General features: G+C 63.8%; 16 protein-coding genes. 6 read left to right on the plus strand and 10 right to left on the minus strand.

Annotation, left to right across the window (positions count from 1 at the left end; all coding sequences use genetic code 11):
* Positions 1–48 precede the first annotated feature (48 nt).
* Positions 49–3,252: a family 78 glycoside hydrolase catalytic domain gene (locus tag JST30_06780; protein ID MBS1714026.1), complete on the minus strand. Its 3,204-nt coding sequence runs from the start codon at positions 3,250–3,252 to the stop codon at positions 49–51.
* Positions 3,253–3,398: 146 nt separating this feature from the next.
* On the opposite strand from JST30_06780, the gene JST30_06785 reads away from it, so the two are divergent.
* Both JST30_06785 and JST30_06790 read left to right on the plus strand, forming a co-directional pair.
* A complete protein-coding gene (locus JST30_06785) occupies positions 3,399–4,571 on the plus strand; it encodes an RtcB family protein (protein ID MBS1714027.1) in 1,173 nt (390 codons plus the stop codon).
* A gap of 52 nt (positions 4,572–4,623) precedes the next feature.
* Positions 4,624–5,523, plus strand: coding sequence for a DUF2330 domain-containing protein (locus JST30_06790; protein MBS1714028.1), 900 nt, complete (start codon positions 4,624–4,626; stop codon positions 5,521–5,523).
* Here the strand turns inward: JST30_06790 and JST30_06795 are convergent.
* The 4 genes from JST30_06795 to JST30_06810 form a co-directional block, all read right to left on the minus strand.
* Positions 5,520–6,152 (minus strand): hypothetical protein, encoded by a 633-nt coding sequence (locus tag JST30_06795; GenBank protein MBS1714029.1) that lies wholly within the window; start codon positions 6,150–6,152, stop codon positions 5,520–5,522. The genes JST30_06790 and JST30_06795 overlap by 4 nt on opposite strands.
* A gap of 76 nt (positions 6,153–6,228) precedes the next feature.
* Positions 6,229–7,317: a glycosyltransferase family 2 protein gene (locus JST30_06800; protein ID MBS1714030.1), complete on the minus strand. Its 1,089-nt coding sequence runs from the start codon at positions 7,315–7,317 to the stop codon at positions 6,229–6,231.
* Between the two features lie 47 nt (positions 7,318–7,364).
* Positions 7,365–8,930: a menaquinone biosynthesis decarboxylase gene (locus JST30_06805; protein ID MBS1714031.1), complete on the minus strand. Its 1,566-nt coding sequence runs from the start codon at positions 8,928–8,930 to the stop codon at positions 7,365–7,367.
* Between the two features lie 53 nt (positions 8,931–8,983).
* Complete coding sequence (locus JST30_06810) at positions 8,984–9,847, minus strand: bifunctional 5,10-methylenetetrahydrofolate dehydrogenase/5,10-methenyltetrahydrofolate cyclohydrolase (protein ID MBS1714032.1); 864 nt, start codon at positions 9,845–9,847, stop codon at positions 8,984–8,986.
* Between the two features lie 62 nt (positions 9,848–9,909).
* Here JST30_06810 and purE point away from each other — a divergent pair, with 62 nt between their 5' ends.
* Together purE and ftsZ are read left to right on the plus strand one after the other, a co-directional pair.
* Positions 9,910–10,404, plus strand: coding sequence for a 5-(carboxyamino)imidazole ribonucleotide mutase (purE, locus tag JST30_06815; GenBank protein ID MBS1714033.1), 495 nt, complete (start codon positions 9,910–9,912; stop codon positions 10,402–10,404).
* A gap of 96 nt (positions 10,405–10,500) precedes the next feature.
* On the plus strand, positions 10,501–11,628 hold the full coding sequence (ftsZ, locus tag JST30_06820) for a cell division protein FtsZ (GenBank protein MBS1714034.1): 1,128 nt from the start codon (positions 10,501–10,503) through the stop codon (positions 11,626–11,628).
* Between the two features lie 18 nt (positions 11,629–11,646).
* Here ftsZ and JST30_06825 read toward each other — a convergent pair whose 3' ends face one another.
* The gene (locus JST30_06825) at positions 11,647–13,578 is read right to left on the minus strand and encodes a methyl-accepting chemotaxis protein (protein MBS1714035.1); all 1,932 of its coding nucleotides are present in this window, start codon (positions 13,576–13,578) and stop codon (positions 11,647–11,649) included.
* A 155-nt stretch (positions 13,579–13,733) separates the two neighbouring features.
* Between JST30_06825 and JST30_06830 the strand changes: the two genes are divergently transcribed.
* Positions 13,734–14,498, plus strand: a complete 765-nt coding sequence (locus JST30_06830) for a prepilin-type N-terminal cleavage/methylation domain-containing protein (protein MBS1714036.1) — start codon at positions 13,734–13,736, stop codon at positions 14,496–14,498.
* Here the strand turns inward: JST30_06830 and JST30_06835 are convergent.
* Positions 14,407–17,724, minus strand: a complete 3,318-nt coding sequence (locus tag JST30_06835) for a zinc-dependent metalloprotease (GenBank protein MBS1714037.1) — start codon at positions 17,722–17,724, stop codon at positions 14,407–14,409. The two genes, JST30_06830 and JST30_06835, sit on opposite strands and share 92 nt — an antisense overlap.
* A gap of 57 nt (positions 17,725–17,781) precedes the next feature.
* Between JST30_06835 and JST30_06840 the strand changes: the two genes are divergently transcribed.
* Positions 17,782–18,894, plus strand: a complete 1,113-nt coding sequence (locus tag JST30_06840) for an aminopeptidase P family protein (protein ID MBS1714038.1) — start codon at positions 17,782–17,784, stop codon at positions 18,892–18,894.
* A gap of 58 nt (positions 18,895–18,952) precedes the next feature.
* On the opposite strand, the gene JST30_06845 is transcribed toward JST30_06840, so the two are convergent.
* The 3 genes from JST30_06845 to JST30_06855 form a co-directional block, all read right to left on the minus strand.
* The gene (locus JST30_06845) at positions 18,953–19,675 is read right to left on the minus strand and encodes a PEP-CTERM sorting domain-containing protein (protein ID MBS1714039.1); all 723 of its coding nucleotides are present in this window, start codon (positions 19,673–19,675) and stop codon (positions 18,953–18,955) included.
* Positions 19,676–19,819: 144 nt separating this feature from the next.
* Positions 19,820–20,530 carry a ribonuclease III gene (gene rnc, locus JST30_06850; GenBank protein MBS1714040.1) on the minus strand — a complete coding sequence of 237 codons (711 nt, stop codon included), beginning with the start codon at positions 20,528–20,530 and terminating at the stop codon, positions 19,820–19,822.
* Positions 20,527–21,711 (minus strand): pyridoxal phosphate-dependent aminotransferase, encoded by a 1,185-nt coding sequence (locus tag JST30_06855; protein ID MBS1714041.1) that lies wholly within the window; start codon positions 21,709–21,711, stop codon positions 20,527–20,529. The genes rnc and JST30_06855 overlap by 4 nt, the downstream gene beginning before the upstream one ends.
* Positions 21,712–21,729: the final 18 nt, after the last annotated feature.

Consider the following 21,729-nt stretch of genomic DNA (forward strand, 5'->3'; position numbering starts at 1 on the left):
CCCTTCCCACTCCGGTCAACGAGGGAGGGGCCCGTCACCGTTCCCGCGTCAGGGACCATAGGGGGTCGTGAAGGTAAAGCGCCCCGATCCGACCTCGAACGCCGTCGCCCAGCCGTCCCGCCCCGAGACCTTGGCATGGGCCCGGGCCGAATCATCGGGTCCGACTTCGATTTTGGCGCCTTCCGGTCCAGGCACGAGGACGCGGCACGTGGTGTTCGCCGGAACAGAGACCTCAAGGCGTAGTCGCCCCGCTTCGACTTTCCACGAGACGTCGATCTGCCCTCGAGGAGACAGGTACGACGCCTTGGACCATTCGATGCCGGGTCCTGGCGTCGGTGCGACGATGGACGTCGCCCAACCCGGGTCGCCGGGCGCGATGCCTCCTACCTTCTTCATCATCCACTCGCCGACCGAGCCCAGCGCCCAGTGGTTGAAGCTGTTCATTCCGGGATCCTGGAAGCCGCGTCCCTTGACATAGCCGTCCCAACGCTCCCAGATCGTCGTCGCCCCGTTTTGGATCGTATAACCCCAACTTGGGAACGTCGTGTTCAAGAGGAGGGTGTAAGCAATATCGGTGCGACCGTTCCGACTGAGGACGTCCATCATCGGCAGCGTGCTGTGGAAGCCCGTCGTCATGTGGCCGCCCCTCGCTTCGATGCCGTGCACCATATGGTCGAACGCTGACTTTTCAAGACCGGCCGGGACGAGGCCAAGGTAAAGGGCCATGGCGTATCCGGCTTGAGTGTCGCCCTTGATGCGCCCGTCCGCGCCGACGTACGCCTTTTGGAACGCGGTTTTGACCTTGTCGGCCATGGCCCGGTACTCTCGCGACTCGGTCTTGTGGCCGAGGACCGCCGCGGTCTTGGAGACCATGTCGGCCGACTGGTACCACATCGTGGTCGCGAAGGCGTCTTTGGGCATTTCACTGCCTGTGGCGTCCCACCCGTCGCGGACGAGGGTGTTCCCGTTGAGCCAGTCTCCGTAATCGTTGTGCCGCTCGTTCGTCCAGACGCCGTCCGGGTTTTTCGAAGAGATCCAGTCGACCCAGCGCTTCATGGACGGATAGTGGGCCGCGAGCAAAGCCGTGTCCCCCGTGTTCCGATAGTGCACCCATGCGCAGACGACGCCCGCGTCTCCCCATCCGGGCACTCCCGTGAATCGGTCGTTCTTGCCGTAAGGGTGCGGTGCGAAGTCGGGATACATGCCGTTGTCGGCTTGGGCGTCGCGGACGTCTTGCAACCACTTGGTGAAGAATCCCGACATGTCCATGTTAAAGTAGGCCGTCTGGGCGAACGCGAGGATGTCTCCCATCCAGCCGAGCCGTTCGTCGCGTTGCGGGCAGTCGGTCGGCGAACTCATGAGGTTGGCCCGTTGCGTCCAGAAGATGTTCTGCCAGAGACGGTCGACCATCGGATTCGAGGTGTCGAACCGGGCGGTCTCCTTGGAGGAGCTGCAGAACACTTCGCCCGTGACGTCGGTCACGTCCGGCTTCTCGGACAGTCCTTCGATCGAAACGTACCGGAACCCATGATAGGTGAAGCGCGGGTGCCACTCGGCCGTCGTGGACTGCGAGAACTCGACGGTGTCGCGTTGCGGCGCGCCACGCAGGTTCTCGGTGTAGACCGTCCCGTCCTCGTTCAGCATTTCGGCGTACTGGACGACGACCTTAGCCCCTTGCTTTGCCGTCATCCTCGCTCGGATCCACCCGACCATGTTCTGCCCCATGTCGAGGACGTACACGCCTGGTTTCGGCTCCGTCACGCTGAGCGGTCGGATCCTTTCGACGAGGCGGATGGCTTCGTTCGTCTGGGCAACGAGTTCGGGGCGGAAGCCCTCTTCGGGCCCGTCCGCCGTCCGGACAGGGACGCTCCCCTTTTCAAAGGCCTCCTGACCCAAGACCGTCCGTTCTCCGTCGTAAAGGTCGGCGGACCGGATCGGGCCATCGGTGTCCGCGATCCAGGTGGAATCGGTCGGGACGAAGGCCTTCGTCCCGTCAGTGTATTCGAGTTCGATCTGACCCAGGAAGTGCGTGCGCCGCCCATAGACGGCCCGGGGATAGCGCCTTGGATCGAGGGATTGGCTCATTCCGATCCGTCCCGCATACCAGCCGTCTCCCAGAGCGACGTCCCAGCGGTTTCCGCCCTGTTTCAACAGGCCGGTCACGTCGTACGCCTGGTATTGGACCCTGGTCCGGTAGTCCGTCCACTCGGGGGAGAGGAGACGGTCGCCGACCTTCCGGCCGTTCAGTCGGGCTTCATAGAGCCCCAAGGCCGTCGCGTACAGCACGGCCTTCCTCACCTTTCGGTCAAGGTCGAAGTCCTTACGTAGGTATTGGACGGGCAAAGAGTCGAGCCCGGTCACGTTGTGCGAAACGGTGTCCCCGTCCGTCAACCTCTTCACGCCCCAGACGCCGTTCTCAATGGACGAGTCGGCCGAGACCGTAGCCCCCTGAGAGACGACCTTTCCTTTCGACAGGACCTGGATCTCGGCCAGGGCGACCCCAAAGACTCCGCCGTCGCGCTCACGGGTCTCGGACACGGTCAATCGGACATAACGCCCGTTGGCCGGACCGACCGCGACCCTGACCGGCTCCGCCCCCGGCTTATCGCCCTGCCGAGCGGTCGCGAGGGGCGTTACGCCCGTGAATTCCGGAGTCGCAGCCGTCTCGATCGAGTATGCGACCGGGAACAGGAACCCGGGCGTGTCCCGATAGTCGAACGGTCGGGCTGGATGTAGGAGGACTTCGTCGAAATCCTGGGCGCTTCCGAGGTCGACGACGATCCAACGGGAATGTTTCGGATCCTTGGACATCTCCGAGTGGTAGCCGTTCGAAGCCGGTCGGACTTCGGGGACCGTCACGTCGGCCGTGATCCAGCGCCCTTTCCAGTCGGCCGGATCCAGACCGGTCCGGAACTTTGCCGGGCGGCTCCATGTCCCCTCTTTGCCATGACCGTCCCACAACCGGACTTTCCAGACGCAGTCCTGTCCGCTCGTCAGGCGCGCGCCCTGGTACGTGATTTGGGACTGCTCCCTCGACGTCGTCCTGCGGGAGTCCCAGACGACCTTTCCGCCCGACTCCACGACGATCTGGTACGCGCTCTGGACCGAACCATAGCGGTCGTCATCGATCTCCCACGAAAAGCGCGGCGTCCGCGTCTGAAGGGCGAGCGGGTCGATAAGGTACTCGGTGCGAAGGTACCGGGCTTGCATGGACGGCAGCAAGGTTAGCAGAGCGACGGACGCCAACGTCATGTCGCGAGTTTTGCACGGCGGGCCCAGCGTTGGCCTACGGCCCGATATGGGACCGGAGAAACCTTCGACGACGGCGGGCCGTCAAAGCCCTTCCTGCCCGAACCTCCGTCGATGCGTCGACACGTCAAGAGCAAGGTGACAGCCCGATGAAGACCTTCGAATCCGTAAACGTTTGGGGAGACCCCGTCGATACCGACGCCGTCCTGCAGATCCAGAACTGTGCGGCCGATCCGTCCGTCGTGGGGGCGGCTTTGATGGCCGACCATCACGTCGGGTACAGCATGCCCATCGGAGGCGTCGTCGCCTATCGGGACAAGGTGAGCCCGAGCGGGGTCGGGTTCGACATCGCGTGCGGCAACAAGGCCGTTCTCACGGACATGCCGGCTAAGGAAGCCCGGAGAAAGATCGCCCGGATCATGGACGACGTCTTTGCGAAGGTCAGCTTCGGAGTCGGGATGAAAAACCAGGAACGGGTCGACCATGAACTGTTCGACGATCCCGCTTGGAACGACCTGCCCTTCAAGGCATGGAAGGACAAAGCCCGGGAACAACTCGGGACGGTCGGAAGCGGCAACCACTATGTCGACGTCTTCTTGGACGACGGCGAGCGCGTTTGGATCGGTGTCCACTTTGGGTCGCGGGGCTTCGGGCACCGTGTCGCCAGCCACTTTATCGAGGCAGGCGGAGGCTCGGGCGGCATGTTCGTCGATCCGGTCACGTTCCACGACCGCTCGTCGCTCGGAACCGACTATCTGACCGGGATGGCTTTGGCAGGGCGATACGCGTACGCCGGCCGTGATTGGGTCTGCGCACGCGTGGCGAAGATCCTCGGTGCGAAGATCCTCGAGGACGTCCATAACCATCACAATTTCGCGTGGAAAGAGCGTCACCTCGGCGAAGACCTGTGGGTCGTCCGCAAGGGGGCGACCCCGGCGTTCCCGGGCCAAAAAGGTTTCGTGGGCGGTTCCATGGGCGACATGTCCGTAATCCTGGAGGGCGTCGACGGTCACGACGCGGTCGCGGCGTTCCGGTCGACCGTTCACGGTGCCGGTCGGGTCATGTCGAGGACGCAGGCCGCCGGACGCCTCCGAAAGGGAAAGCGCGAGGGCGGAAAGGTCACTCATGACATGATGCACAAGTGGGTGAAGCAGGCGGGGGTCGAACTTCGAGGTGCGGGCACGGACGAGTCCCCCCACTGTTACAAGCGGTTGCCGGACGTGCTCGGCCACCACGCTTCGACCGTCCGCGTCCTGCACACGCTGAAGCCGATCGGGGTGGCGATGGCGGGCGACGACGTGGTCGATCCGTACCGCGACTGACCTTCGCAGAGGGTCGTGTAACCCCCCGGACGTCAAGTGTGTCTGAGGAGGCATGGTCTTCCGCCAGGTCGCCGTCGCGTTCAGCCTTCATGCCGCCGTCAACGCGTGTCCGTGCGCGTCGGTCTCTTCGGGGCCCCTAGTGAGGTTGACGGGGGAGTCGGCCCTGATCGCGTTCGACGCTCGGACGTCGGTCGAGCATTTCGTCCGAAGGGCGGTGTTCGACTCGCAAGCCAAGGACTTCGGGTTTCTGGTTCCCGTACCGTCACGGCCGACCATCGCCGAAGTCGACGACGAGACGTTGCCGGACTTGGCGGACTTCATCCGCCCGTTCCTGCCGAACCCGACCGCGTCGGGGCCGGCCTCTCGGTCCCGGGGTGGAGCCGGTGGAGCCGGTCGTCCTGTCGAGGTCGTCGAGACGGCAACGATCGGCCCCCTGACAGCGACGGTCGTCCGCTCGACGGACTCTTCGGGACTTGCGAAATGGCTACGGGCGAACGGGTATGTGACCCCGGAAGACGTCGATCGCTATCTCAGCGCGTACACGTCCCGGCATTGGTACTTCGTCGCCCTGAAGGTGACATCGCCCGAAACCCGCGTCCAAACGGTGACCTTGAGGATTTCGTTCTCGACCAAGGTTCCGATCTACCCGTACCGGACGCCTCGGTCACAGTGGGGCGGTGCGACCCGACGGCCTTTGTCCTTGTTCGTCCTCTCGGAGTACCGGCCTGACGCCCGGTTCCTGGCCACACAGAAGTCGTGGTCCGACCCTCTGTGCGAAACGGAGTTCAGCGGTCTCGCCGTCGACTCGCTCGCGAAACGGTTGCACGTCCGCCCGGACGGATTGCCGGAATCAGGAGTCTTGAGCCACTACCGTATCGAGGGCGGGACATCGGACTATGCGGAAGACCTTGGGTTCCGGTCGGGCCCGTTCGACGACGTGTCCGCCCTCTAGGCGGCGTCACCCGATTGTGGGAACGGGTGACGCGGCAGAAGGCGGTCTGTTTTGACGGGCCGCTTCGGCAACGGCGATTCAAGGTGCCTGTTCCAGGCGAGGTGGTCGAGCCGCGAGGCGAACTGCAAGCGGCAACCGCCTCGCCAACCCGATCCCTCGGCAGGACGTTGGTGGGCGACGTGGCCCTTCGCTACGACCAATCGGTCCGGCAAGAAGAACTCGAATTCCAAATCCTGCCCGTCGGGCAGCGCGACAGCGCTCAGGTAGCCGAAACCTCTCGAGCTCATGTCGACGACTTCAAGGGGAAGGGCGCCCGACTCGAGCAGGGCCCTCGCTGCCAGTTGGTCGTCGATCCGTCTTCCGTCCTGAGGTCCTCCGGGCAAGACCTTGCACACGTCGGTCTGAAGGACGACGTGCTTGCCGGAGACGCCAAGAACGGTCGTCTCGTAGTCCTCGATGAAGCCCCTCTTCGTGACGATCAGTCGGCACACCGTCCCGGTGTCCAGTCCCGTTTCCGACGTCTCGAAGATCGAGATCCTGCCTTCGGTCGCGACGATCCAGCCGTGCCAAAGGCACGGTCGCGTCGGCACTTGCAGATAGCCCCTCCAACCGTAGAGAGAGTCGGACACAGTCTTCTTGTTGGACGTTTTCGCCGTTGACTTGACGGAATTTTCTACTTTTCTTACGGCCGACGGTCGGATTCCCTCATTCCTGCGGGGAAGGCTTCCGGGAGGTCGTCAGCCACGGGGCCCTGTCGAGCATGCCCCGATCGACGAGGGATTCATACCGGTTCAGCCGGGCTCCGGCGTCCGTCCTCGTGACTCTTTGCGCGACCCTCTCCGGAAGCCGCAGTCGGACGCAAGCTTGTGCGGCCGTCGTCTTCAGCCTCCTTTTGAGCGGGCCCCTGAACGTCGAGGCAAGCCGGACCGCTTTCTCAGCTCCGGTGTGGTCGCCTTGTCCCAGGAGCTCGAGCGAGAGCAAGACGAAGCGGTGGGCCATGAACGCCGACCAAGCGTCTAAGAGCTTATCGACCGACCCGCTGGGAAGGTCGAACATCGGTGCCCGGTCTTCGCACCACTCACGGGCCAGTCGGTAGGCGCCGTCCAAGATCGCCGGCAGGTTCCCCGAGGTTGTCGAACCTTTGTGCCTCCGCCAATGTCCGCTCACGTCGTCGACCCAGCGGAACGGGCCGTACTCCCCGACCGCGACGAACGTGGGCAGGTCGACGACGGGCAGGTACGGGCGCGACCGGAACCCTCCGGTGGATTCCAGCGCCGCACGCCTTAAGACGGTCGAGACCGGGAACGTGAACGTGAGGTGGCTCGGGTGAAGCAGGGCGAGCGGCCCCGAGCCGAGCGGGCTGTTCGTCAGACCTTCGGTCGATGGCCGGACTTCGGGGATCCGGGTCACCGTCCGACCTTCATCGTCGACCATGAGGGTCGGTCCACTGACCAAAACGGCGTCGGAACCCTCCAATTCGGGCACTTGGTTCTTGAGTTTGCCCGGCGGCCAAGTATCGTCGCCTTCGAGGATGGCGACGTACGCTCCCGAGGCTTCGCGCAGTGCCGCATTGTAGGTGTCGCAGAGAGCACCGATCCCGGAGTGCGGCCTTCGAAGGATCCGGATACGGGAGTCGCGATAGCCTTCGACGATGTCCGGTGTACCGTCCGTCGATCCGTCGTCGACCACGATCATTTCCCAGTCCTCGAACGTTTGTCCGAGCACGCTTTCGACGCATTCGCCCACGTAGCGGGCGTGATCGAACGTCGGCGTCAGCACGCTGACCTTGGGCACAGCCTTCATTGTGCACCGAGTCGGGTCTGATCAGGACTCGATGTCCGTCATCGGTCGAGTCCGAGTCCGGGCCACATCGCGTCGACCTTTCTCTTCACGTCGTCGGACATGGCGATCAGTTTCGGGTACGGCCGTGAGAACCCGTTCTCACCCGGCCACTTGTGCGTGCAGTCGAAACCGAGCTTTCCTCCGAAGCCTTCTTGTTGCGAAGCATGGTCGAGTTGGTCGACGGGGCCTTTCGAATGAAGGACGTCGCGGCCTGGATCGCAATTGGCGCCAAGACGGAAGAGCACCTCGTCCCGGTCTTGCACGTCGCAATCTTCGTCAAAGACGTAAACGAACTTTGTAAACGCGAGGCCGCCCAGGCCCCACAGGGCGTTCATGACCTTGTACGCATGGCCGGGATACTTCTTACGGATGGAGACAAAGGCGACGTTGTGGAAACACGCCTCGACCGGAAGGTTCATGTCGACGATCTCCGGCACGGTCATCTGGATGAGCGGTAAGAAGATCCGCTCGACGGCTTTACCCATCCAACCGTCCTCCATGGGAGGCCGTCCGACGATCGTAGCCGGCCACACCGGCCGCTCCCTCGACGTCATGCACGTGACATGGAACACGGGAAAGTCCTCGGCCAGGGAATAGTAACCCGTATGGTCACCGAACGGTCCTTCGAGCCGCCTTTCGGAGGGGTCGACGAAGCCTTCGAGGACCATCTCGCAGTCGGCGGGGACGTGCACGTCGATCGTCTTGCACCGGACGAGCTTCACGGGTTCTCGGCGCAGGAAACCGGCCCACACCATCTCGTCGATCCCGGGCGGCAGCGGCGAAATGGCGCTGAACATGTACGCCGGGTCGCCGCCGAGGCAGACCGCCACCTGGATGCGCCGTCCTTCTGCGCCGGCGTCCTCCATGTGCCTCATGCCTGTCTTGTGCATCTGCCAGTGCATGCCGCACTCGTCCTTGCCTTGGACCTGGACACGGTACATCCCGACGTTCCGCTTCCCCGTCCGAGGGTCGTGGGTGAAGACCATCGGGAGGGTCACGTACGGGCCGGCGTCTTCGGGCCAGCACGTGAGGACGGGTAGCGACGTCAGGTCGATGTCGGCCCCCGTCACGACATGTTCTTGGCAAAGGGCCGAAGACACGGTTTTCGGCTTGGTCGACTGAAGGGTCTGCAGCAGCATCGGTGCCGCTTTAAGGGCGTCTTGGAGGGACTTGGGCGGGTCGGAAGGCAGTTTGACGAGACTCCGGAGCCTCTCGGCGTGCTCTTCGAAGTCGGCGCAACCGAGGGCCAGCGACATCCTTCGTCGGGATCCCATCGTATTGATCGCGACGGGCACGTCGTAGACGGTTTCGCCCGGAGAGGCTCCGCCGAAGGCCGGGAGGTGGATCGACGGCCTGCCCATGACGGCGCTCGTGGGGTCGGGAGAGCCGAGGCGCATCGGACGCCCTCGAACGTTCTCGAACAAGAGCGCGGGGCCGCCGGACTTCATGACGCGGTCCGCTATCTCGGTGATCTCAAGATACGGGCTGACCGCCTGTCCGATCCTCCGGAGCTCTCCTTTGGCTTGAAGCTCGTCGAGGAAGTGCTGGAAGTCGCGGTACGCCATCAGTCGCCGAGTTTACGTGAGGCGCGCCGGGAGGTTTGGTCCCGACGGGCCGCCTATCCGCTTCGGCTCAAGCGTGCTTCAGCCGCCCTGACCGTGTTCTCCAAAAGGCTCGCGACCGTCATCGGCCCGACACCGCCTGGCACGGGAGTGATCCACGATGCGACAGCGGCGCACGCCTCGTAGTCGCAGTCCCCGACGTCGGTCGCGCGTCCTTCGACCTTGTTGTATCCTGCGTCGACGACGACCGCACCTGGTTTCAACCACGATCCTTGGACGAACTCCGGCTTGCCGACGGCCGCCACGACGATGTCTGCGAGTCTGACCAGCGACGGCAGGTCACGGGTCCGAGAGTGGGCGATCGTGACGGTCGCGTTCTTTTCCAGGAGCATCAGCGCGGCGGGCTTGCCCAAGATCACGGAGCGTCCGATGACGACGGCATGCCGGCCCGTGCAGTCGATCTCGTAGTGGTCCAGTAGCGTCATGATCCCCATGGGGGTGGCGCACCGGAAGCCGGGAAGTCCTGCCGTCAGACGCCCGAGCGAAGCGGCGGTGATCCCGTCGACGTCCTTGTCCGGATCGAGGGCGTTGAGGCAACGGTCTTCGTCGATGTGGCCCGGCAGCGGGTGCTGGACGAGGACGCCGTGCACGTCGTCCTCTTGGTTCAGCTTCCAGATCTGCTCGAGGACGGCGTCCTCGGGCGTGTCCGGGCCGACTTCGAAGCTTCCACTGACCATTCCGGCCTTTTCGGCCCAGGCACGTTTCATGCGGACATAGGCCAGACTCGCAGGGTCTTGTGCGGCCACGACCGCTTCGATCCGAGGCGTGATCCCGCGCTCCCGAAGGGCGGCGACCCGGTCCGCGAGGTCGCACCGGACCTGGCCCGAGAGCGACTTACCGTCAAGGAGTTTTGCAGGCATGCCCGGAGCGTACCGGGACGCCGGAAAGGGCCTGGGGACGGCCGTGGCGGTACTCTAAGTCCATGGCAGAGCCTTTGGTCGGGATCATCATGGGATCGGTCTCCGACCTGGACACGATGACCGCGGCCGAAGACGCCTTAAAGGAGTTCGGCGTACCTTACGAACTCACCGTCGTCAGTGCGCACCGGACGCCTGACCGGATGGTGGACTACGCCAAAACGGCCAAGTCCAGGGGGCTCAAGGTCATCATAGCCGGGGCGGGCGGTGCGGCGCACCTGCCCGGGATGGTCGCCTCCATGACGACCCTGCCCGTCGTCGGCGTCCCGGTCTCATCCAAGGCGCTGTCGGGACTCGATTCCCTCTATTCGATCGTCCAGATGCCCGCGGGAATCCCCGTCGCGACGGTCGCGATCGGCAACGCCCGTAACGCAGGGTTGCTCGCCGTCCAGATCCTGGCGGTGTCGGACCCGGTCCTCTCCGACAGGCTCGAGCGGTTCCGCACCGAGCAGACGCGGCAGGTCCTGGAATCGTCGGACAGGTCGTCCCGCGAGGGCTAAGGCCCTCCGACCTTGTGGAAAACTTTCCGCGCCTTTCCCTCCGGACGTGGCGTCCTGACACACGATCCATCCCGTGTCGGGGGTGTCGACAACGCCATGAGCCCCAAAAACCTTTTCGAATTCCAAGCAGTCCTCAAAGTCGTCGGTGTCGGCGGCGGCGGTTGTAACGCCGTCAACCGAATGGTCAGTTCCGGCGTCCAGGGCGTCGAGTTCATCGCCTTGAACACGGACAGTCAGGCCCTCGAAGAGTGCCTGGCTCCGACCCGCGTGATGATCGGCGAGTCGGCCACTCGGGGGCTCGGCACGGGTGGTGACCCAGAAAAGGGCTATCAAGCGGCGAAGGAGTCGGAAAAGATCATCTGCGAACTGCTCGAGGGCGCCGACATGGTCTTCGTCACGGCCGGAATGGGTGGCGGTACCGGCACGGGAGCTGCGCCGTTCGTCGCAGAACTGGCCAAGCGGATGGACGCAGTGACGGTGGGCGTCGTCACGAGACCGTTCGGATTCGAAGGGCCCCGCAGAAAGAAGAACGCGCAGTCCGGGCTCGACAGCCTGGCCGCACGGACCGACACGGTCATCGTCATCCCGAACGACAACCTGATCCAGGTCGTCGAGCGCAAGACCTCCCTTGGGGACGCGTTCGTCATCGCCGACGACGTCCTTCGGATGGGCGTCCAAGGCGTTTCGGACATCGTGACCCGGCCGGGACTGGTCAACCTCGACTTTGCCGACGTCAAGTCCGTGCTGAAGGACGCGGGCATCGCGCTGATGGGTATGGGCCGTGGGGTCGGCGAGCAACGGGCCCGGGTCGCGGCCGAGGCCGCAGCGTCGTCTCCCCTCCTCGAGACCCGGATCCACGGTGCGACGAGGTTGCTCGTCAACATCACGAGCGGCCCTGACTTTTCGATCGGCGAAGCCTACGACGCGATGGAGTACCTGCTCCAAATGACTGACGCGGAAGACGCTTCGGTCTTCATGGGTCAAGTGATCGACGAGGCGCTCGGGGACGACGTCTTGGTGACCGTACTGGCCGCTGGAATGGAGTCCACAGCCCCCGTCCGGCTCGATGCCGAGGTGTTCGCTGAGCCGGTCGTACGTCCCGCGCGGGAAGTCCAACCTGCCCAGCCACCGGCCGGGACCCGTGGTGCGCCGAAGGAGATCGAGATCGACGAAATCGACCTCGACATCCCTGCGTTCTTGCGCAAACGCCAGCAGCGCATCTGACGCAAGTCCGGAACGGGATCAAGCGGCGAGGCGGAGTGGTCCGTCCTCGCCCTTGTCCGTCGTCCTGAACTTTTCGAACATCTCCTCGAGCCGTTCGGCTTCCCGCGAGAGCGATTTGGCGAGTTCGTCCAGTCCGCCGAGTTCGTTCGTCTGCTCGCGGATCATCTGGCTGACGGTCGACGCCGAGGCCGACACTTCTTCGCTGATCGCGCTGAGTTCCTGGGCTGCGGCCGCGGAGTCTTGGGTGAACCCGGCAACGGACTTGACCGTGTCGACGACCGTCTTCACGCTCGACGACATTTGATCGATGCGGCTCCGGTTGTCGAGCGCGATGGTCTCGACTTCGCCGATGGACTGCAGGATGTCGTCTAACGACGACCGGGCGGCGCCGCTCGACTCGGTTCCGGCCTTGACTTCTCGGGCGCTCTCGTCCATGGCGGCGACGGCGCGCTGGACGCCGGCGCGGATCTCGTCGATCAGCTCGGTGATCTCCTTCGTCGCAGAACTGCTCTGCTCGGCCAACTTACGCACCTCGTCTGCGACGACGGCGAACCCTCGACCGTGTTCTCCGGCCCGGGCGGCTTCGATCGCGGCGTTCAAGGCGAGGAGGTTGGTCTGCTCGGCGATCCCGTCGATCGTCTGAACGATCGCGCCGATCCTCGCCTGTTTAGCCCCTAGGTCGTGGACGGCCAGAGACGACGATTGGACTTGCGACTCGATCTTCACCATGCTTGCGATCGTCGTCCCGATCGCCTCGCTCCCGACCGCGACCACGGACCTCGCCCGGACGTTGGCGTCGTTCTGGGCGTGTCCACCTTCGATCAAACCGTCGAGTGCGGATTGAAGCTCTTCCATGGCGTGGGACGCTTGGTTCGCCGAGACGGCGAGCCGCTCGCTGTTCGTCGCCATCATCTGGGCGGTCTGAGAGGACTGATGGCCTGCGTCGTCGACCTGGGACGTGGCTTCGGCGATCGATCGTGCCGACTCGACGGCACCGGTGGACGACCGATTGACGCTGTCAGCGGATCCGGCGACGCCGGTCGCGCTCCGCCGGACCTCGGTGATGGTCTGTTCGAGACCGTCGAGAGACCTGTTCAAGGCGTCCATCGTCCCGTGGGTCGAGTCGAGCATCTTGTTGAAGGTGCGGATCGCCCGACCGATCTCGTCTTCTGACCGATAGGAGATCGGCTGCGTATCGGACGAACAACGGCGCGTCATATCGCCCTGCTGCATCGCCAAGATCGTGCCGGACAGGCTTGCGAGACATCGGTCGGCGATCGTCTCCAGCCGTTCGGTCAACAGGGCCAGTCCCGACTTGACCGAACGGCTGATCCGGAAGAGGATGAAAGCACAGACCGCGATCGCGACGATCCCGGTCCAGATTTGGACGGTATGGACCGACTTCTGGAGGTGTTCGGCTTGCTTGGCCGTGGCTTGAACCTGGACTTCGATCTCGTCGTTCAACGATCCCATGCTGCTTTCGAGCTTTTCGAAGGCGGCTTGAAACTCGGGATAGGAGGCTTCCGCCGTCCTCAAGTCACGGTACGACATCGCCACGGTATCGACCGCCGCCCGGCTGTAGGATTCGAGGTCTGGCCGGACGTCGGCGACGAGCTTTTTGACGTTCTGCGGGACATGGGACGTGTCGATTTCGTCCAGGCTCGACATGAACGTGTCGCTGAATTCCTTGACTTCGGCTTTGACTTCGTCCTTTTGGCGTCCGCCGTGGTTCGAGTCGAAAAACGATCTCAGGACGACGGCCCGAAGTCCGTCGTGCATCATATCCGCCCGCATTTGACTGTTACGGGCTTTGGCGATCTCTAGCGCTTTGGCGTCGGCGGCCTCGACTTGAAGCGAGCCCGAATAGCCCACGAAGAACACGGCCATCAAAGACGCGGCGACCAGCGCGGTCGTCGCCCACAGGCGTTGGACGATCGATAGTTTCCCCATATCGGACCCGGCCCTTCCCCAAAGGCCCTCCCTTCATTGTCGGCTCACCACGACTTGTCCTTCATGATTCCTTGCCGATCCTTTCGGATCCGATCGGGGCATTCTTGCTTTCTGCCCCGAAGCATAGGTTCCAAATTGGCGTACGATAGCGAAGAATGGAACGTCGCGGCCATGGCTTCACCTTGATCGAGGTGCTCGTCGTCATGGCGGTCGTCGCGGTGTTGGCGGCAATCCTTTTCCCCGTCTTTGCCCGTGCGAAGTCGGCGGCCCTCTCCTCGACGTGCCTTCAGCAGACGAAGCAAGTCGGATCGGCTTTCGCGCTCTATCTCGGGGACTCGGACGGCGTTCTGCCGGACAGGAGGGATCTCAAGTCCTCGCTTCCCGGGGGATACCGACCATGGACGAGTTGGCCCCCGAGCGACCCTCGGGCAGGATGGGCCAAAGTCGTGCTGGAACCTTACGTCAAGAGCGGTCAAGTCTGGTCGTGCCCCGCATCGGCCCAGACGTTCCGGAACGTGGTCCAAGTCGAACAGGACGGGGCGAACCTATGGCTCTGGCGGTTCGACCGGACAGACGACCCTGTACCCCTCGACAATTTCTGGGGCAAGTCTGAAGATCAGGCGGTCAACGACCTGAAGCGTCAGGGAACCCGCAAGCGGGTGATCCGCAGGGCGTGGCCGACGTCGAACTCGCGGTCGACGTCTACTTTCCAAAGACCATCGGGTCGGTCCCTGAAGCCCTCAAGGGGAAAAGTCCCCACTTCGGCGGCAGGAACAGGCTGTTCCTCGACCTTCACGCCCGGTTCCAACGGGATGCGCGACTCGATCCCTAAGAGCCGTCGCCTCCGCCGAGCAGATCGGACAGGCTCGGACGGGCCGAGGCGCCACCGACCGTCTCTTGAGCCTGCATCGCTCTCTTGACCCTCGCCAAGCAGTCCGCGTAGTGGACGCGTTCTGTACGGTCGGTCTCTGTCGCAAGTGCTTTCTCGAGTCGGGCCGCAAGGTCGCGGAGACCATCCCAGGCCCACATTTTGGCGTCGGCGGGAACGCCCGATCCGGAACGGACCGCAAGGCGGGCGAGGTTCTCGACGTGCCTCCGCTGCAATTGACGGCGCAGTGGAGTGACCTCGGCCCCGGTGCCGAGTTCCGTCCAGACGACCGACTGGACTTTGTCGAACACGGACGCGAGCGACAAGGCGGCCGAGCGGCGCTCAGCCTTGAACTCGTTGTTCACGACGCGCGCCATCCTGTCCGGATCCATCAGCTGGTCGAGGACCGCAGCTTGAAGGCCACTGATCATGTCGAACGCAGGGAACGAGCTCACGCCGCCTAGGTAAGTCTCCGCCAGGTTCGCGTTGGGGTCGTCCGTCAGTCGCAGCAAGTACGACTTCGGGACCTGGAACGCGGACGGGGAGAGGGCAAGCTCGCAGACTTTGTTCAAGGCCGACTCTTGAACGGCCTTCGACAGGGGTTCGAGCGGAGGTCTTTCACCCGTGTCTCCCTTGAGGTTGGCGTTCCTTCGCAGGCCTCCGACAAAGCGCGTCAGTTGCAGGGCGGCGGAACCTTGAAGGCTCATCAAAAGCGAGAACTCGCGAGTGAAACCGTAGTAGCTTTCGCCTCTGGAAGGCCTACGGTCGCCCAGGGTGCCCATAAGGGTCTTCGAGACGTCCCAGACCCGCGTCCAGTACTTCTGCGGCTCGGAGCTCATGTCGAACCGGGTCACGTACGGGTCGAACCCGTCTGCGGCTTCGTCGGTCTGAAAGGCCAGACCAGGTTCGTTGCACCGGGCCGCGATCTCCTGGAGTTTGGTCTTCTCACCGGTCGGCGAAGTGGCCCCGAAGTCGCGGTAGCCGTATTCGACCGCCCACACGTCGTACTTACCGATGCCTTGGCCGTAGTAGTCGATACCGTCCTTGCCGATCGCCTCGATGTTGAAGGGGACGTAGTCCATGACGGACGCCGCGGGTTGGGCGTCCTGGACGATCGCGGCGTCCCCGAGTTGGACGGCCGAAAGTTCGCAACTGGCCGCAAAGTTGTGCCGGAGTCCCAGCATATGACCGAACTCGTGCGTGATGACGTTGTGCAGGAACTGCTTCACGTAGGTCGGCGCGTCGATGCGGTGGTCCAAGCTGGAGAGCGCGCTCGCAGCGATCAAACCCAGTCGGGCTTGCTTCATCCCGTCTTGGACGTAACGGCAGTCCGTCGGTCGCATCGTGCCCGCCGGCGCCACGACCGCGTTGCGCTCACCGGTCAATGCCCGGACAAGGTTCGCGTCGACCAGGATGTTGCCGTTGATGATTTCGCCCGTGACCGGGTCGACCCGGAACTGGGAGACGGCGTACGCGTCCGATTCCGACGCCACCCATCGGATCGTGTTGTAGCGCATGTCGGAGGGGTCCCAATCGACGTCGGCCGGCATCTGCTTGACCTGAACCGCGCCTGTGATCCCGAGCTTTTCGAACGCTTTGTTCCACACGAGGATGCCGTTCGTCAGGCTCTCCCTGTACTCGTCTGGAACGGCGTTGTCCATCCAGAAAACGATCGGGTCGGCGGCGGGACTGGACGCCGCCTGAGGATCGGACTTACGGACGCGCCAGCGGTTGATGTACTGGACTTGCTGGTCGAGTTGCGTCATCCGGCTGAAATCTTGGTACCAGACCGTGAAGAAGCCGATCCTCGAATCGTAGAGCCGAGGCACGTACCCCGGCGTCGTTTCGAGCGGGAAGACGTTGTATACGACGCGGACGACCTGGCTTCTCGGGTCACCGCCCCCGCCGCCGAGCATCTGCTCGATCGACGGCGGCCCGCCACCGACGAAGTTGTAGACCGTTTCGGCCACGACGTTTTTCGGGAACGCCTTCAGCGAGGCCACGTACGTCTTTTCGCGGTCCATGCTGTAGCCGGGAGTCCCTCCGAACATCGGGTTGCCCCCGCCTTGGAAGACCGCCGACAAACGGGCGATGTCCCCACGGAAGAGGTCGCTGACGTCGATCAAGAGGCTGGCGCGGGACTTGGACCGGGCTTCGACGGTGTACTGCTCTAAGAACGAGCGGGCAAAGCTCCTTTCGACGGCCCGAGCCTCCGGCGTTCCGGCGTCGGCCCGGTAAGCCAAGTTCGGCACGACCATCGTGAGTTTGTCCGGCTGGAGTTCTTCGAACTGGAAGACCAGGTCGCCGATGGGCGAACCCGTGACCAATTGGCGGCCGTTGCCCGAAGACGCGGTGGCCTGTAGCATCGTCAACTTGCCGATCTGGTCTTGACGGATCTCTAGATAGATCGTTTGCCGCCCGCTTTCCCTTTTCCGATAAAGGGTGAAGGCGCCGGGTAGCTTTTCACAGCCCTTCGTGACCTCGTCGATGTCCTTCGGCTCCGGCGCGGCCGAAGCGGCCGGCCCGGTTCCCGGGAGGGGGCCGCCGGCGGTCCGCTGGGACGTCGAAACGGCATGGGCGTTGGTCGGCCCCGTCGGACCCGGCAGCGGGATGCCGTCGTAGTCGCTCTCCTCTTTGACGACGTCGCCGCTGGCGAGCTCGACCCAGAGCGTCGCCTTGTTCGAGATCAACGTGCCCGAACCCGTTTCTTTGTAGGCCATGCGGATCTTGGCGCACTTGACGCCCCCCGCGTCTTCGTTGGCCAGATACTCGAACTCGGCCTCGGCCGCTTTGGTCCCCAGTGTTCCGTCCGCCTTGTACGACGTCTTCCACTTTTCCCCGACCCCGACGGGCTTCGGCGAAAAGACGGGGTTGTGGGCGACGCCGAGCCTGACGTCCAGATGGTCATCGTCCGGTTCGTCTCCGTCCGTCTTCATCGAAACGAGCGTCCCGTCCGGCCTCAGCACGGTGACGGTCGTGGAGGACTTCCCGTCCGAAGGCAGTTTCTCCCCGTCGATCGTCGTTTCGCTGGACTCTTCCTTGTGTTCGAAGGTGACGTTGCCGTTGCTCTCGACCTTCGTGACCGTCACTTTCGTCACGTCTTTGGCGACGATCGTCAACTTCTTGCCACCGGCGTCGAAAGTGACGGTCGTTTCGGACTTGTAGCGGCCGAAGGAGCCCTCCTTTCCCTTGACCGTGAGCAGGGTCTTGTCTTGAGCCTGGGCGACGGCAGGGAGGCTTGCAACCAGGAACAACAGGGTGATCGCAGATCGGGACATGGCGAGTGACCCATTATGAGGCGCGTCACGGCGCTCCGTCGTGCCTATACTCAAGGAATGTCCACCAGTGCGGCCCGAGACACGAGAATGGGTGCCTTGGCATCGGCGTTGACCCGCCACGGCCGCTCCGCCTACTTCTGCACGAGCGGAGTGACCATGAACTACCTCGCCGGCTTTCAAGAAGAGGGAGGGGAGCGTCTCTTGACCCTGGTCGTCGGTGCGGACGGGAAGAACTGTCTGATCGCGCCCGCCTTGACCCGGAACCAAGCCGAACGGAGCGGGTTGCAGGACGTCCGAGTCTGGTCCGACGGCGAGGACCCTATCGGACTCGTTAAAGGACTGCTCGACGAGTGGGGATGCGCCGACGGCGCGTTCTCGGTCGACGACGAAATGCGGTCGTCCCTGCTCCTCGCCCTCCAATCCGCGTTGCCCCAAGCGACGTTCACGGCCGGACACGGGCTCCTTGGAGAGCTGACAAGGATCAAGGACCCGGGTGAGATCGCCAAGCTGAAGAAGGCAGGCGACATCGCCGATTCTTCGCTTGCCGACGTTCTGTCCAAGGTCAAGCCAGGAACGACGGAATGGGCCGTCAACGAATTGCTAGGTGCGGAGATGTCGCGACGGGGAGGCGTCCCTGTCTTCGCGATCGTCGCCACGGGAGCCCATGGCGCGGAGCCGCACCACCACACGGGCCAGACGGCGGTCGCCGAAGGCGATGTCGTCGTCCTCGACTACGGGTGCCAGTACGAGGGCTACCTGAGCGACATCACGCGGACCGTCGTGGTCGGGCGGCCGACCGCGGAGCAAAGCCAGGTCTACCGCATCGTGTACGACGCCCATATGGCGGCCAGGGAGGCTATCCGGCCAGGCGTCGCGGCCGAAGACGTGGACCGGGCCGCGCGACGTGTCATCGACGATGCAGGGTACGGCGAGTTCTTCGTCCACAGGACGGGCCACGGCCTTGGGATGCGGGTCCACGAAGAGCCTTACATCTGCAAAGGGAACAGCCACGCGCTCGAAGTCGGTAACGTTTTCAGTATCGAACCGGGGATCTATCTACCGGGACGCTTCGGAGTGCGGATCGAGAACATCGTGGCCGTAACAGACGACGGGCATGAGAGCATGAACGCTGAGCCGACCGCCGACATCACCGTCGTCCCGGTCTCCTGAAAAAGGTCCGGCGCGGCTCTTTGAGCCGCGCCGAGAACCGCGAGAGGTCGAATCCGGATTACTTCTTTTTGCGCTTCTTGGCGATGAACGCGGCCGCGGCGCCTCCGAGGACGATCATCGAACTCGGTTCCGGGACAGGCGGAGAGTCTCCCTTGTTCAGGCCCAAGAGCAAACCGGCCATGACGGGAAGGATGAGCGGAGGGGCCGGGACGCGGCCCACGGTCGGCACCGTCGGCGGGACGGGCATGACCTCAAGGGCGTTGACTTCCGTCGGCATCGGTTCGAGCATCCCCGGAGGCGTTTCGATGAACGCCGTTTCGGGCTGCTTGACAGCGACGAGGTCGCGGACCTCCAATCGGGGGTCGGCATCGACGCCCACGACGGCCGAAGCGACGCCGATGTCCGTGCCCCGGACCATCGGGTTGGCGCACTTGGTCTTGAGGACAGGGTTGCCCTGCTCGTCCTGCCAGACCAGCGTGCCCTTCCGGAACATGAGGGCTCGCGCCCGGACTTCTTCCCAGTTCGGGACGTTGTAGACGAGATAGACGCCGTCGGCCGGGATTCGGCCGAGCTTCAGCTTCGAGAACATCTGAAGGATCTCGTCCTTCGACATTCCGAAGTGCCGCATAAAGCGTGAAGAGACCTGCGGATCGTTCTTGACCTGCGACAGCAGTTCAGGCAACGTATTGGCAGGCCGATTGAGGAAGCTGTTCTGATCGGTCCGAGCAAGGGCCAAGCTGGCCACCGCCACGAACGCGAGAACTGACGCGAATCGTCTCAAAACCGACATCATCTTACCTCTCTTAATCTCCCTTGGAGCGTCCGAAGGCCGCACCCGAGGAGCAAAAACCTCTCTATCTTATGACAGCCAACCCCGTGCCAATGTTGCCTCTGGTTCAAAAACCCCGGACAATACGGGTTGAATTCAGGACTCTTCCCGGGACTGGGCGTGCGCCGTCAACCTGGCACGCTGGGCCCTGTCGATGACCTCGAGGGCGTCGCGCGCTGCCGATTGTTCGGCCTCTTTCTTGGAGCGGCCCGATCCTTCGCCCATGACCTCGTTGTCGAAGAGCACCTGGACCGTGAACCTCCGATCGTGGGAGAGGCCCGACTCCCGGGCGACCTTGTACAGCGGAGTTTTCCGCCATAGCGACTGTGCCACCTCTTGAAGCCTCGACTTATGGTCGTTCGGACTGACGTCGCCGGCGCTGACCTGCATGAGGTAGGGGTGGAGCTGCTCGAGGACGAACCACCTCGCTTTCTCGAGTCCCGATTCGATGAACACCGCTCCGACGACCCCTTCGAAGATGTCGCACAAGACCGAGGGGCGGGAGCGTCCGCCGGTCGACTCTTCGCCGGGGCTGAGCTCGAGCGTCCGGTCCAGACCGAGCCGGAGCGCGGTCTCGGCCAAGGGGCCTTCCTGGACGACGCTCGACCGCGCCTTACTCATCATCCCCTGATCCCAGTCGGGATGGTGCTCGTACAGGTACTGGGCGACGATCAGGCCGAGCACGGCGTCGCCGAAGAACTCGATCCTCTCGTAACTGTCCCGGACCGAGTCGGCCGCGGCGCTCCGGTGCCGCATGGCGAGCCGGAAAAGGGCTTCGCTCTTCAGCGGAATGGCAGGCGGGATCATGTCGAAACTCTCGATAAGGCGTCCTTGATCCGGCGCGTCCCCTCGACGATCTCCCGCTCGGAGCACGCGTAAGACAGGCGCAGACAGCCGGGCCGACCGAAGACCGAACCCGGAACCGTGGCCACCGACGCCCTGTCCAGCAAGAGCGAGGCCAGTTCCGTATCGTCGCGGACTTCGCCGCCCAGAAAGACAGAAAAGTCGGGCAAGACATAAAATGCCCCCTCGGGAGGATCGATCCTCACACCGGGGATGTCGCGCAACGACCGTACGATCAGGTCCCTTCGGGATTCGAACTCTCGCCGCATGGCTTCGATCTCGTCGGGCGGAAGGTTCAAGGCGGCGACGGCGCCGTACTGTGCGAAGCTCGTGGGATTGCTGGTCGTCTGGTCCTGAAGACACGTCATGACGGCGGCGACCGGGGCCGGCGCGCACGCATAGCCGATCCGCCAACCGGTCATCGCGTAGGTCTTGCTGCAACCGTTCACGGTCACCGTCCGGTCGAAGACGTCGGGGCCGAGAGAGGCCGGGCTGAGGGGCCTGGCCCCATAGACGAGCCGCTCATAGATCTCGTCACTGATCAGCCAGAGACCTCTGTCGACGGCCGTCCTGGCCAGGAACTCGATGATGGCAGGGGGGAAGACGGCTCCGCTCGGATTGCAGGGCGAGTTGACGACGATCGCCTTCGTCTTCGGAGTAAGGGCCGCTGCCACCGCGTCCTCGGTCGGGACGAAGCCCGCCTCCTGTGACGTCTCGACGATGACGGCCCTGCCACCGGCCAGAGCGATCTGGTCCAAGTACGTCATCCAGTACGGAGCGAAGACGACGACCTCGTCGCCCGGGTCGACCAAGACCTGGAACGCGTTGAACAGGCTCTGCTTAGCGCCGCAGGACACGACGATCTGGGCTGCAGCCGCCGAAATCCCGTTGTCCCGGGAGAGTTTGGCGACGATCGCATCCTTAAGTTCGGGGACGCCTGAGGTCGCCGTGTACCGGGTCTTGCCTCCTCGGAGGGCCTGAACGGCCGCCTCGACGACAGCCGAGGGACTGTCGACGTCAGGCTCACCTGCGCCGAACGAGACCACGTCCTTCCCTTCGGCCTGGAGTTGCCTGGCCTTCGAGGCGATCGCCAAGGTCGGCGACGGCCTGAGGACCGATGCTCGGGCCGCGAACGGAAGGCTCATCACAGGCCCGCTAGGATA

Source organism: Armatimonadota bacterium (assembly GCA_018268395.1).
Lineage (GTDB): Bacteria > Armatimonadota > Fimbriimonadia > Fimbriimonadales > Fimbriimonadaceae > JAEURO01.